This window comes from Paenibacillus lautus, from assembly GCF_050482385.1.
GTDB lineage: Bacteria > Bacillota > Bacilli > Paenibacillales > Paenibacillaceae > Paenibacillus_AQ > Paenibacillus_AQ lautus_B.
In genome coordinates, this window is sequence record NZ_JBCNHV010000028.1 from 132648 (window position 1) to 146007 (window position 13360).

The following is a 13360-nucleotide window of genomic DNA, read 5'->3' on the forward strand; positions in this document are numbered from 1 at the left end:
TATGGAAGAAATTATTCGAACCGTTAACCTGACAAAGCAATACGGAAATAAAGTCATTGTAGATCGCGTTTCGATTTCCGTTAAAAAAGGAGAAATCTATGGATTCCTGGGGTTGAATGGCGCAGGGAAAACGACAACCATTCGAGCTCTTCTCGGAATGAGTAAGCCTTCTTCCGGAGAAGTGTATTTGTTTGGTCAGCGCTGGGCGAATGGGAATCCAGATTTGTCGAGACGAGTAGGTTATATGGTGGAAGTTCCTTATGCCTACCCTAACTTTACGGTTAGGGAAAACTTGAGTTTGATGGCCAGGTTGCGAGGATTACCGGTTCCGAGGGCAGTTGACGAAATTATGGAGCAATTGAATTTGACCCAATATGCGGATAGTAAGGCAAGAGATTTGTCACTTGGTAACGCGCAGAAACTTGGATTGGCCAAAGCGTTAATTCATAAGCCGGACGTTCTGATTCTTGATGAGCCAACCAATGCGCTTGATCCAGCCGGAATTGTCGAGATCAGGGAGATGCTGAAAGCTCTAGCTTCTCAACAAGGGGTTACCGTGTTTATATCGAGCCATATCCTTGAGGAAATGTCCAAAATGGCTTCTCGAATCGGCATTATTCACAAAGGCGTATTGCTTGAAGAACTGACAACAAAAGACTTTGAAACCATCCGCCGAAAGCAGTTGATGATCGGTACGAAGGATGCTCGGAAGGCTCAAGCTATTCTTTCAGACTCCGGGTATGCGGTACATTCGACTTCGAATAACTGCCTTGCACTACCGGATGATCATGCCGTGAAGCATCCCGAACATATTGCGAGATTGCTTGCTCATCACGAAGTGCCGCTCACCATGCTTAACATTGAAGAAGAGAATTTGGAACATTATTTTCTCAAAGTAATCGGAGCCCAGGAGGGAAAACGAAAATGAGACCATTGTTGACAGCCTGTAGCGTTGAAATTTACAAATTGCGTCGATCCTTTGTTTTATGGGGCACGCTTCTGTTTATATTGTTTGTCATCACGTTGTTCTTGGGACAGCCCGATTGGCCTTCTTTTTTTGAACGGACTGCGTTTTTGTATGCATCCGTGTTTGGGCTGCTGGGGTTTGGATTGGTGACAAGCTGGACATTTGGCCGTGAGTATTCTGATCGGACGCTTAAGGATTTGCTCGGTTTGCCTATATCGCGCGGTAAAATAGCGATTGCCAAATATGTCGCAATTATATTTTGGTGTTTTGTAATGATGTTGATCAGCTTTGCTTATGCCTTAGTACTTGGTTTTGCTATTGGCCTTCCTGGCTTTTCGTTTGCAATTGTACAACATTATTTGTTCCTAATACTTATCATTGGTGCTCTCCACCTACTATTAAGTGCCCCTCTTGCCCTATTGGCCTGTATATCGCGCGGTTATCTGGTGCCGATCGGCTTTGCTTTTACAACTTTGATGCTGGCATTGGTATTTGGGCCTACTGCCATTGGCACGTATCTGCCCTGGTCTGTACCTGCTTTGCATTTGCAGGAAAACGGCATCGCATCATTTCCCTTGGCAGATACCAGTTATTTTCTGGTATTTTTAATAGGACTGGCAGGCTTCATTGGGACGGTTAAATGGTTGCAAAACAGGGAGCAACGATGATTAACTAGAAAATACTTCTGAATAGAAATATATTTGGAAGGAGATGATGCACGCTCAATGTGCCTTCTATCTCTTTGACCCATTCTAACGTCATTTGGAGAAATCAGCCATTCGTATACTAATCTGCCCGTTATCTTAATGAAATTGCATGGAAACATTAGATGCTTATCTAATCGGTAATCGGCTCATGTTCTTGTCCTTTTCGGCAATCGGTACTGACAAGAACTTGATAACATTTCCCCACCCTTCTTGAATTTCATAGGATTCTGTTGGTACAAGCTTGAGTAATTGAATTAATCTATCCTACCGGTTAGCTTAAAAAGGCAACTGATCACTCTGAACAGCTGCCTACTTTTCTTTATTTAACTATCGTCCCCGTTAGTTGAACGACTGAAATCGGATCTAGTACCTCATCTGACATCGATAAAAATATAGTTTGTTCACCATAAACATTCAATATCCTGATATACACTCGAAGATATTTCAATCTAAATTACGAGACAAAGAAGAAAATTCAAACCATAAAAAATCCGCGTAAAACGCGGACTTAAATGGATATGTATGTTCTTTCCTCTTACATGAATACTAAGCAAGTGGCAATAAACTTCCCTATCTATTATTGAGCCCGCTATCGTCCTTAGTCGTGCGATTGTAGACGACGGTTTCTTTGGTGCCGTCCGCGTATTCCAGGTCAACTTCGTCGATACGGATTGAATCCAAAGCACCTTGATACGTGAAGAGCTCAAACACACCGAGTTCTAATCCAGGTATGATCGGACCGACATATTGAAGATTGAAAGAGTTCTTTCCGGAGTGCTCGTCATACGAAGGGTCTCCTACGGGATTAAATGTGCTGACCTTCACGGTATAGTAGTTGATCGTTTTGCCGGTCAAATTATCGACGAGCCACGTCAGCGTGATACCGTTCGCTGAATTGACACTATATCTGAACTCTCTTGGGTCGCTGAATCGATTCTCCGCTGTCACTGGGGTAGCTTCGGGTTCGTCGTTGGCCATTTCGTTACCTCCTTGATTCTGAGCCGTGGAAATCGTTGCGCCTTTTTCGCCATCTCCGTTGGATGGTTCGTTTTCGGCATCCACTGTTTGCTCATCATCATCTGCCACTGTTTGCCCAGCTTTAACTATAGTTGGTTCACTCCGACTATAACCCAAGTCTTCCGAGAAATACACGCCGCAGCTGAACGCGATGATAATAGATATTAGAAAAGATAAAAAGATATTCAATTTTTTAGCCATGCTGATGTCCTCGCCTTTTCCGTTATTTGTTTTATAATAACAGATCTAGGTCCAATAGGACAGACAGAAAGTAGTAATATAGAACTATGATTTATATAGTAAGACCTAACTCGCAACTCCTTATTCCTTCTTCTTACATGCATTCTTTATTATGAATTCCTGCGAATCGTGAATCTTCCTCTTTCATATCTCCATATTCAAATCTGAAGTTATCAAAATCCATATCGAGATCCTTTCACGATTAACTGCCCGTTACTTCAATAAGAAAAGAGGAGCCACATCGCTGCAAGCTCCTCTGCTATCGTATCCCGTTTGTTTAAGGCGCCTCATCGACTTCAAAACTTTCACCTTGGAATGAGTCAACCGAGGTTTGATCGTTCCACTGTCTTTAATGCGCTTTTTACACACTGTCTACTTAAAGGGGATCATATCAAAATTGCGGCTTCTTTATTTTACATGGATAATAACTAATTCAGATTCTCTCTATCCATTGAGCTGGGCATGATTTGGTTAGATATCACTACTGAAGATCGGGTTCCAGGCTCATATTAGGGATCTGTCTCAAATGATCGCTTACCTTGTCCACCTTCCATGCTCCATTAGCATAAATAATGTGCGCTTCCCGATCAAAAACATAATGCAGCTCGCCCGTTAATATATTTCCTGGAATATAGGATTGAATAAGCATCGCGCTAGTATTGCTTGCATAGTTTACCGTTGCCGTATTCATATCAAAATTCATTTCTTTAAAGTGAAGTCCTTCCTGCTCTATGATTTGCTGAATTAGACGATCCGTAAAATAAGGTTTGAAGTAAGGGCGAACCTGTTTCACTTTCGATAGATCAGATGCCTCGTTCAATTTCTCCGATAACCGCGCAATACGAGTATCACTTAGTCGTTGGTTGGTAGGTACTTGATACTTCGGCTTCATCAACTTAACGACGACTTGCTTGCCATCCAGGATAACGGTGGCTTCTTTGGTTTTCTGATCCCACTTCACATCTGCTCCCATGGTTTGGCTAACGAACCTTAAAGGTACATAAGTTGTGTTATGGATGAGCTCAACCGGAGCATCAAAATCAACGCGGTCCTGGTTTACTAAGGCCCTTTTGAATTGAACCGCGAGTGTGATTATAGTCTCGCCTTTGGTCAATTGAGCTGTTTTTTGAAATTGGTTCCATTTCACATCGATACCCATGTTCTGAGATACTGCCCGTATAGGGATCAGCACTCGATTGTTCTTTAGAATACCATGCTCGATTACTTCATTGCCTGATGCTTGTGTTGGAATGACGTTCGCGAGAAAAAAGATCATGACCGTCGATATGCTAATCAATAACTTTTTCAAATGCCCTCCCCCTCAAATCAGCCCTAATTTGTTCCAGACCTATTCATTTAGACGTCCTATTCCATGAAAAAGTTGCCCAAAATGAACGGAATACCTATTTCCGCTTCTCCCTTGCGAGAGATAGAAATTCCGTCTTGTGTTATCGCGATGCCAAGTTCACGCAAAGCTTCTTCCGGAGAATAGGCAGCTCTGCTATAGATCAGGCTTTTCTGCTTTAATGAATGTAGATACTTTAGTGTCATTAGACAATGGATGAGACCATGGCCACTCGTGTTTGCTTATCTTTTTTCGAAAAACCTTAAGTATCCTTTTTGAAAATCCGGTTTCCGAGGATTATTTTGGATTGTTTCAAACATATCATACAAGCCATAAATCCTATCATACATTTGGCTTCTTTCATACAGACTACTATCTTTTGAACCGTATTCTTCAAATACCGCATGCCGAAATTCTTCGGGATAATAACACATATACATGAAGTCCAGGGCCGGATCTTCGATTCCACCTTCATTGAAATCTATAACCCCAAGGCGACGGGTATTCTCATCCCAAAGAATATTATCATAATGAAAATCCCCATGAACAACACATGTCTGAATCGATGCAGAAATTGTATAATACAAATTCAGGAAATTTATAACCTGACTCATCTCGGATTCGGAAAGTTTAGTCTCTAGAAGCTTAATCCCTTCTTCCATGTCGTTTCGAACATCCTGCTCAAAACCGGTTTTAAGGTCCAATCCTTGTTTGGATTCCATATGGAGTTGTCTTAGAAACCTTCCTATAGATCTTCCTATGTGTGTTGCATTTTCCTGATGCCCCTTTACATACTCAGGAGTAATTCGATAGCCAGGTACATATTTTTCTACAACGAAATCCTTGGTTGGAGAAATATATAAACATTCTGGCAAGGCTGCCTCTGTGTTCCCTAATCTGCGAATCAGTTCCTGTCTTACACCATAAGGATCTAACTGAAGCCCATTACGATAGAAAGAAATAACCGTTTTTTTGTCTAAGACTAAAACATCTTTCTCACAACCTGTGGTTATGAACTCAAATGTCTGATAAGGTAATTCTCCCATTTCAGCTTTCACAAGATCCAGCTTTCGTTCAAGCAACTTCTGTTTCATTTTATCAAAATTCATAAATACCACCGCATTAGACTTAGATAAATTCAAATTGTCCAGGAGATTTTGGTTTTTAGTTCTTTTTTCTTTCGCCCGGTCGAGCTAAGCTTTAGCGGGTTCGTAGGTTACCAAGAGGGAACCATCCGTAAGTGTTTTGACGTCCACGAGATGGAAGTCCTTCCGCTCCTTAAGAATGTCAAATAAATGCTCGCCTACGTTGACCACCACCGGGTGCACGAGTATAACATATATTTAAAGCAGCATAATCAGAAGCAGCGGATACTAACGTTACTATGTTTTTGTCACCCGACAACACAGCCGGCTCCTACCCCTACTTTAGTAAAATACGATGCTTCAGGTTAATGAATACTATTATAAATGCTTTTAAATTCTTGAACAAAGTCAATCGGCAGCATAGGATCATCAGAAGCGGCTACTCGTTGAAGCTCTTTTAACCTGTTCAATGATTCTTCATCCAAATTTGACACATCGTTTGCTTGATAAAAATAAATATACTGCAATACATAACGAAGTTTAATAGACTCTTGTAAATATTCTATTTCTTCTTCTTGGATTGTATTTTCCTTTAGATATCCTTTTATAAAATGGCGGAAAAACAATCTATAATATTCCGTTTTAGTTTCAAATTCCTTATACGGAAAAAAAAGTGCATAACACAATGTAATCCCAATATCGTTTACGAAATACGTATAGCTGCAATCATCGAAATCGAACAAATAAATGTCGCCGTTATGCAGATAAAAATTACTTTGACTAAAGTCACTATGAATCAAACCGTATGTATCTTTGGACTTGGGCAGAGAAGTAAGTTTTGTTAATCTTTCTTTTAGAATTGAAATCATTACATCATCAGGTCGCAGGTACTTCTCCGCCTTTAATTGAACTTCTTGGTCCCAGGCTTGTCGTTTAAACGCCGGATTACTCCATTCATAACCCTTTGTGGCATGATGGATTTTCCCCATAAATTCGCCCCATTTTTCGTAAAGCGATTCATTCCAATACTCGTCCGACACTTCTTTTCCAAGAGCCATTTCGTATGAAATGGCTAGGAACGAACCATTTTCTGCAGCAATTTCTTCAACCATATTACCTCTGGTCGATGGAACAGCATTTGAAACTGCCAGTCCTTTATTCGACAAAAAATTTAAAAATTCAAGTTCACCCCGTATATTATTTCTTGATCTTCTAATTGTATGTGAGATTTTTAATATGAAAAATGTGTTGTTTTTCTGGTATTCATAAACAAAGCTTTCATAACCGCCCAATGAACGAACAGTGTCTTTATTAAGGTCATATCGCTTTATTGCTTCGGTAAGGATCTCTTCATTGAATTGCTGTTCAATTTCTCGAATCATTTTCTATACCTTCTTTCATTCAACACATTTTCGCTTCTTTCTCACTCTTCCCTCTGTAACCGTTCATCCCGTCTACTTTGATACTAGCGTCTTCGGTAAATTGAAAAAGCACGCAAATCTTCCTTTAATCGATTACCTTTATATTCCATATGAGCATTGAATTATCCTGCCCGTTAACAAGAACTTGTACCGATAAAACAAAAAAGCCGCTAAATTAGCGACTTAATATGAGATCATGTTTTGTCCCTCGACAGTTCTTGTCCCTAGACCTCTTGGGATCCTTTCTACATAAAAAAGCTTAAGGACAGTTTATACTTCCTTTTCTCCGAATTTACGAACTCCTTTATTATTAGACGTCTCTGGCTTCAGACAACCGTAGCTTTTTGCCTGTTTAGACACTTACTGATATAATTGACCCAACCCTCTGAAGAATCAACAATCCATTATCAATACTCTCAATGAAGTACTTCTTATCATCTAAAACAACAACATCACTTTCCTTCAATTTGACTTCGCTTTTAAAGTAAATGAAGTTATCTGATCCAGGTACTGCTCCTTTATAGTAATTCATGCTGATCCCAACTCCTTATAAAACTTATCCTACTTAAACTAAAATTTCCGCCTGTACCTTCTAGAGCTCTGATGTATATTCAGACCTTTACTATGCCATCCAACCTCATTTCAATAGCTTTCTTTTTCAATTCTACTGGATAACTGACGCTTGTTGCCAACGCAAAAACACCTCCCAAAATTGTTCCATCTCTTATGACATAGTTGCATCTCTTGAAGGTTTTTTTAATTTGTCTCAAACGCTATGGGTCAGTCCCACCTGCTTCATCTAAAGACGCTACTGGGTTTTTGACTATTTGCCCCTATCTCTTTAGACGCCTGGGAGCTAGTCTTTTCGGATTTACTCGAGTGTTTTTACTTCGATGCGCATCCGTTCCTACCTTCGTAAGGTTCATCAATTCCATCTTTTTTTTCGCTAACGATATCCCCGGATCCTTTGGCTCGTTACCAAAAATATGACGACAAGCTTTTAGACGTCCCTGTTCTTCTTGCTCAGTCACACCAATCCAGTACTCAGCAAACAATACGGTAAGCACTGACACTAGAGCTAACCCTGTGCGACCGGACTGAAAGTCCGCCCCACCTCTTCCCTGTACATCCCTAGCCGAAAAGGACCGATACCGACATGCGGCGTTACGATAATAATTGTGTCAACTGCAAACTCCTTTTTATGACAACTTCTAATTATTTTTCTTCTGGAATATCAACAATAATATAGTTTTCTTCTAGATTAATTTGAGGCAGTTCGGCTTGTTTAAAAACAACGTCATTCCAATTCTCCTTAGTGATTAAACCATCCAGTAGAAGTAATATGAGGCATCCAGCGAAAGTTGGCAAATGTCGTATCTATAAAATTTGGTAGGGAGCCGTTCTCTTTTGTAAAGGAGCGGTTAATGAAATAAAGGTTATCATGCGTAGTGGTCTTTTCGCTAATGAAAGCTTGCCACTTCAGGTAAGCTGTGTTCTTCGTAATTTTATAATAGCGGATTACATTATTATTGACCTCGATGAATCGGTCATTGGTGTTTTCCGGAAAATAATATTGAAGACTGGATGCTTCCATAATTGGTTCAAAGTCCTCCGTGAGCTGTGAAACTCTAGGAAGATTGATTGCAGCATTTCTGGCTGTGCTTAATGCACTACTCTTAACGTCGGTCAGCAGTTTCGTGCTTGGTTTTGAAACAAACGCCGTTTGGGTCTTTTGATTCCAAGTTACTGAACCGTCCAACGCTTCTGCAACAAAACGTAAGGGAATCATTGTTTTACCGTTTTGAATAAATGGAGCAGTACTTAATGAAACTGAAGTTCCATTTTTTTGTGCTACTTTATTATTCATAGTCAACTGCAAGTTTGTGTCGCTCCCCTTGACTGTCACTTGCTTAGTAGTATTATTCCAGGCAAACGTTAAGCCACCTAAACCTTTGAGTGAAGTCAGACTAAAAAACACCTGATTGTTCATAATGAGAATATCTTTTGAATCTAAGTCATGATTATTCACAACAACTTGTGTTCCTTTTGGACTTTTTACTGCTGCGGCTGCCTCATTGGTTGGAAGTAACAAAAGCGAAGAACATAGAACAGCAAAAGAAAATAATACCAATTTCTTCATCACTAAAACCTCCTATATTTTACAGTCCTTATATGTATAGACGCAAAAAGCGTGAGGTTATCCTCAAATAGTATAGATTCTTGAGGAATTTCTTGAGTCTTACTAAACTAAACTGCCCGTTAGCTTAATGAAAGAGCTATCGAATATTAATTGGATATATATCAAAACGTCTCTGGCTTCACCCGTATCCTTTTAACTTCTTTAACCCAGTTAAATATTCATTGACCAATTGAATTAAATTGCGGATAAAAAACAGCCAATCGCTTATCTTGCTCTCCTTGTGTTAAATTGCACTTACACTAACATGTCCCGTTAGTGCAATGGAGTGTCACCTAAAAATAATTCTGAATTGTATAGATTGTTTTCTTTAAGAAATGTTTTTAAGTGTCGCCTTTAGTATAGACAGCCACAAAATTATTTTCCTTAGTGAAAACCAGCATGGTTGGATTATAAGCTTGTATCTTCCCATGATCCAAAAAAGGCCAACCGAATGGATTGGTTGACCTCATTCTCCTTCATGTAATTGCGTGAATCATCCCTTCTTCGGTGTGGCTATCTGACGTGCAACCCTCTCGGCTAATGCTGCATCTGCCTGGAATAAATATCCTAACACTACCCTCTGAATCTCATGAGAAGCCGCCGATAAGTCATCAGCGAGGTTCTGAACAAGATGATCCTGCTGAACTTGTGTGAGCGATTTATAGAATTGTCCCGCTTGCGTGAAATTATCGGCCTTCGGAATATCAGACCGAACGAGCCGGCCGGCAACATAGCGACCTGCTCCGCTCGTTATCTGTTCAGTCGGTGACCAGTTTGCTTGATGGTTAATCGGAATTTTGCGGAAATCCGTTCCAAGGCGATGCCGCTGCGAATCCCAATAAATATTGCTGCGACCTTGCAGCATTTTATCATCGGACAATTCGGCACCATCCAGAAGATTTGACGGGGAGAATGCCAACTTCTCGATCTGCTCCTGATAATCAGTAGGGTTCTTATCCAATACGAGTCGACCAACTGGCAGCGGAGGGAATTGATGCACATCCCACACTTTCGTGTCATCCAGCGGATCGAACGACAGCATCGCCTCATCCTCTGGGTTCATCAACTGCACATACAGCCCATATTGGACTGGTGTGCCTTTGGCAATCGTGTCATACAGATCTTTACCCGAATAATCCGGGTTCTCGCAGGCCAAACGAGCTGCTTCTTGCGCATCGATATATTGCTCTCCAGCCAACGGAATCCAGCGATATTTGACGTAGAAGCGGACGTTCTGTGCATTTTTCCAAACATAGGTGTTAACACTGTGTCCTGGCGTATGGCGGAAGCTCTTGACCGTCCCTTCGTCCGAGTAGAGACGTACGACGAAATGGGTTGCCTCTGGCGCTGTAGCAATGAAACCCCAGAATCGATTCGGATCGATGAGATTGTTAACTGGTGATGGCAGGAAAGCATGAATTGACTCAGGGAACCGGATCGGGTCTCGAACGAGGAACACAGGGATATGATTACAGAGCAGGTCGAATACGCCATGCTCGGTATAAAATTTCGTCGAGAATCCACGCACGTTGCGGGATGTATCTGGTGTCCCTTTGTTGCTGACCGCAAGTGAGAAACGAACTGTAACGGGTACCCGTTGTCCCGGCTGCTGCAAGAAGCACAGGTTCGTATAGGCGGCCATCGAGTGAAGGGTTTCAAAATAACCCATGGCACCAAACCCCTTCACGTGGACCGGACGCTCTAATATCTTTTCGTGGACAAAGGTTTCAAGTGTTTCATGCAGCATGCTGTCCTGTTCCAGAATCGGTCCCCGTTCCCCCACCGTCTGCGAATGGTGTTCCGGCGACTGCATAGCACTCCATTGTGATTGAGCATTGCCTCTATGCCAGCCTCGATCGTTTGCCTGATTGTTAGCTTTGTTACCGTCCATTCATCCACCTCCCATACCTACATTCTCGGGGATATATATGCATGGCTATGTACGGGTATGACAGCAAGTCAAATTGTATATTGAATCGAAATGAGTAAATGTGCATTCCATCACATAGGAGAGAAATCATATAAACACATAGTCTTGAAATGTGAAAATGCAGATGCTTCCAGCTTCCATAGTTTTGTTTCTCCCCAATTTTTATTTAAAGAATTTTATTTGATGGTCATATTTACACTCCCACAGATAATGCGTTTGACTGACTATTAATATAAGTACCAGAAAGACACTTGCCTCCCCGATCGGTTGCTAGTTTCCTCATCACTTGCATGTTTCCCTTAAGGCTCATTTTTCTGGCTCCTCCTTGTAATCGGGATCATAAAAAAAGAGGTCTAAGCTCTTTCCGCCTAGGCCCTGCTTTAGAGAAACCATAGAGGACCCTGATGATCCCCTGATAATCACTTATTCAATCTACATTCTTATATCCACTACGTTATCCGCATAGCTTTCTGCTGCGCTTTCAGATACAGTTCTGCCGCCATAAAAGCGTGCGCTTGGGTCATGGCGTTCTCGGTTCGATTCAAGCAGTCGAGAATCAGTTCGCCGAAGAAGGGATGTCCAACCTTGCCGGACACTTGAAAATGATACTCTCCTTCTTTGTTGACTAGATAAACATGATCGCTGGTGCATTCAGGCGGTGCGGACCGAACCCTGTCACTTGGACTACTCGGCCAATCGCGCCTTGCTGGGTAAGCTGTCCGGCATAAACCGCCGATTCCACATGCAGCCTTTCGCTGTAGTACACCATATACTTTCTTCCGGATTCGCGAACTTTTGCTCGAGCCGATTCCAGTTGCGTAAGCGTCGTAAACGGCGCTTTATCCGTAAAATAATCTTTACCTGCATCCATGGCCCTAAGACCGAGCGCGCAGCGTTCCGATGTAACAGCAGCGCCTGCAACCAGGAGAACTTCCGGATCGGAGAATATCTCGTCTTCCGATGAAGCTATTTTAACTTGAGGAAAGGTCCGCGCGAATGCCTCAGCTTTGTCGGGGTCGCGGTCATATACCCACTTTAACGTTGCTCCCGCTTCAATCAACCCGTTCACCATACCGTAAATATGTCCATAGTCGAGCGCAACAGCGGCGATGATAAATTCACCCGGCTTCACCACCGGACTGGGCTTCCCCTTCGGGGCATAGTTCATTCCGTCGCTTTTCTGCATCATGATAATCCTCCGCCCATATCATTTTTTTTCGCCATAATTGCTTCCTGTCGTGATCTTCCCATCCTCAAAATTCTCAATGCTCTTGCCCTTTTGGTAAAAATAAGGAACGTTTAGTTGAGCACCCTCTTGCGTATAGAAGGGATCATTCTTTTGTAGCGGGAGTTGCACGTTCTCTCCCATGCTTGCGGATTTGTAGATGCTCATGATCAACTCTAGCGTGCTGCGGCCGTCTTCTCCGTCGATGAGCACCGGCGTTCCATGCTCGATCGCGCTCAGCACATTGTCGATCTGACCAGTATGACCTTCGTACGGCAAATCCGGCAATTCGTCATAGTATTTCTGGATTTTTTCTTCTAGTTCCAAATCGCGATCAGGGAATCCGTTCGGCAAGGAAGTGGAAGCCGTTACCCGCCACGGGGCAGAAATCCGTGCATACTGTCCTTGGAAGATGTATTGCTGTTCTTCTCCGTGGTGGACGACCGAGCTGGTAAGTTGTCCCAAAGCTCCATTCGGATATTTCATCATCGCGATGGATAAATCCTCAACCTCGGCATTGTCATGCGCGACATTAGCCATGTAGGCTTGTACGTGGCTAGGACGACCAAGCATCCACAGCAATCCGTCGATATGATGTACGGCATGATTCAGCGTAGGGCCTCCCCCCTCTTTCTCCCAAGTGCCGCGCCACCATAAGTCGTAATAACTATGGCCCCGCCACCAAAAAGAATCCACTTGGGCATGCAGAATCTTGCCGGCCAGACCGCTATCCAGCACTTGTTTCAGCTTCATAATCGGATTTCTGAATCGATTCTGGGCGATCACGGACAACACCTTGCCGTTAATTCGTGCCGCTTCGATCATGTCATCACACTCCTTAAGCGACGCTGCCATAGGTTTCTCAACAATGACATGGCTTCCTGCGTTCAGGAAATCGACCGCAACCTGCGCATGAACGTACGGAGGCATACAAATGGACACGAGATCGATTCCGTCTTGAAGCAGTTCCTTATAATCGTGTGCGATTTTAGCTTCCAGTCCGTACTGCTCCCGCCTTACTTCAGCTTTCTCTGGATAAAGATCGCATAAGGCAACAATTTTACAGCGGTCCTTAAACTGCAGATATGCTTCGATATGACTGGGCGAAATTGCACCCGTACCTATAATCGCAACCTTTAACATACGTTATTTTTTACCTCCCAACTTTATTTTTTATATAAAAAATTATATGCGGTGCAAACTTGTAAATGTGTTTTGCTATGGGGGAAAAATAACGCTAGATT

The 13360-nt window shown here is 42.3% G+C and carries 11 protein-coding genes and 1 pseudogene; 2 read left to right on the forward strand and 10 right to left on the reverse strand.

Annotated elements, in window-relative coordinates:
- Position 1: 1 nt before the first annotated feature.
- Both ABEW73_RS29295 and ABEW73_RS29300 read left to right on the forward strand, forming a co-directional pair.
- Positions 2–928, forward strand: a complete 927-nt coding sequence (locus ABEW73_RS29295; protein WP_430171592.1) for an ABC transporter ATP-binding protein — start codon at positions 2–4, stop codon at positions 926–928.
- Positions 925–1635: an ABC transporter permease gene (locus ABEW73_RS29300; protein WP_430171590.1), complete on the forward strand. Its 711-nt coding sequence runs from the start codon at positions 925–927 to the stop codon at positions 1633–1635. The genes ABEW73_RS29295 and ABEW73_RS29300 overlap by 4 nt, the downstream gene beginning before the upstream one ends.
- A gap of 609 nt (positions 1636–2244) precedes the next feature.
- Here ABEW73_RS29300 and ABEW73_RS29305 read toward each other — a convergent pair.
- The 10 genes and pseudogenes from ABEW73_RS29305 to ABEW73_RS29350 form a co-directional block, all read right to left on the reverse strand.
- Positions 2245–2760 (reverse strand): hypothetical protein, encoded by a 516-nt coding sequence (locus ABEW73_RS29305; protein ID WP_430171588.1) that lies wholly within the window; start codon positions 2758–2760, stop codon positions 2245–2247.
- Positions 2761–3412: 652 nt separating this feature from the next.
- Positions 3413–4240 (reverse strand): copper amine oxidase N-terminal domain-containing protein, encoded by an 828-nt coding sequence (locus ABEW73_RS29310; protein ID WP_430171586.1) that lies wholly within the window; start codon positions 4238–4240, stop codon positions 3413–3415.
- Positions 4241–4518: 278 nt separating this feature from the next.
- On the reverse strand, positions 4519–5385 hold the full coding sequence (locus tag ABEW73_RS29315) for a phosphotransferase family protein (RefSeq protein ID WP_430171584.1): 867 nt from the start codon (positions 5383–5385) through the stop codon (positions 4519–4521).
- Positions 5386–5726: 341 nt separating this feature from the next.
- On the reverse strand, positions 5727–6743 hold the full coding sequence (locus ABEW73_RS29320) for a phosphotransferase enzyme family protein (protein WP_430171582.1): 1017 nt from the start codon (positions 6741–6743) through the stop codon (positions 5727–5729).
- 391 nt (positions 6744–7134) lie between these two features.
- On the reverse strand, positions 7135–7314 hold the full coding sequence (locus ABEW73_RS29325; protein WP_194542786.1) for a hypothetical protein: 180 nt from the start codon (positions 7312–7314) through the stop codon (positions 7135–7137).
- Positions 7315–7615: 301 nt separating this feature from the next.
- Positions 7616–7855 carry a DUF2992 family protein gene (locus ABEW73_RS29330; protein ID WP_430206412.1) on the reverse strand — a complete coding sequence of 80 codons (240 nt, stop codon included), beginning with the start codon at positions 7853–7855 and terminating at the stop codon, positions 7616–7618.
- Positions 7856–8094: 239 nt separating this feature from the next.
- On the reverse strand, positions 8095–8922 hold the full coding sequence (locus ABEW73_RS29335; protein ID WP_430171580.1) for a copper amine oxidase N-terminal domain-containing protein: 828 nt from the start codon (positions 8920–8922) through the stop codon (positions 8095–8097).
- 532 nt (positions 8923–9454) lie between these two features.
- On the reverse strand, positions 9455–10852 hold the full coding sequence (locus ABEW73_RS29340) for a catalase (RefSeq protein ID WP_430171579.1): 1398 nt from the start codon (positions 10850–10852) through the stop codon (positions 9455–9457).
- A 488-nt stretch (positions 10853–11340) separates the two neighbouring features.
- Positions 11341–12077, reverse strand: a pseudogene (locus ABEW73_RS29345) (Gfo/Idh/MocA family protein).
- Between the two features lie 21 nt (positions 12078–12098).
- Positions 12099–13259, reverse strand: a complete 1161-nt coding sequence (locus ABEW73_RS29350; RefSeq protein ID WP_430171577.1) for a Gfo/Idh/MocA family protein — start codon at positions 13257–13259, stop codon at positions 12099–12101.
- Between the last annotated feature and the right edge of the window lie 101 nt (positions 13260–13360).